The sequence below is a fragment of the Vibrio sp. 704 genome (assembly GCF_033339295.1).
In genome coordinates, this window is sequence record NZ_JAWOUH010000456.1 from 1 (window position 1) to 691 (window position 691).

Here is a 691-nt window from a genome sequence, read left to right on the forward strand (position 1 = left end):
GTAGTGAATACCACCAGTGGTGTTGTTGCTCATCATTAGAGTCAAGAATGACGAAGCTTCGTTGTAGTCACCACACCAACCAGCACGAGCAACTTCGAAGTTACCTGAGTCTTTTGTTGATAGGTATGTTTTCCACTCTTGGTTTTCTAGCGTTACATCTAGACCAAGTGTTTTCTTCCACATAGAGCCTAGAGCAACCGCAATTTTCTTGTGGTTCTCAGACGTGTTGTAAAGAAGGTTAAACTTAAGTGGATTATCTGCGCCGTAGCCTGCTTCTTCCAATAGACGAGCCGCTTCTGCGTTACGCTCTTCTTGCGTCATTTTGCCGTATGCAGGAATTTCTGGGTTGAAACCTGCTGTGATTTCTGGCGTTAGGAAGTAAGCTGGTTTTTGACCTTGAGCTAAAATCGCATCAGTTACGATGTTACGGTCAATCGCGTAAGAGATAGCTTGACGAACACGTACATCATCAAACGGAGCTTTCTTCGTGTTGAAGATGTAGTAGTAAGTACATAGGTTACCCGTCACAGATACTTCTTGTGGGTGCTCTTTCTTCAGACGCTTGAAGTGCTCTGTTGGCAGTTCGTTCGTGAAGTCGATTTCACCCGCTAGGAAGCGGTTCATTTCTGCAACTTGGTTTTCAATCGGTAGGAAAGTAACTTTCTCTAGTGTGGTGTTTTCGTTGTCCCAG

General features: G+C 44.6%; 1 protein-coding gene. It reads right to left on the bottom strand.

Going from position 1 to position 691, the window contains the following annotated elements:
- Positions 1-691 (bottom strand): ABC transporter substrate-binding protein (locus R7R24_RS27070; protein WP_318120170.1); only part of this gene is annotated, 691 nt, incomplete at both ends.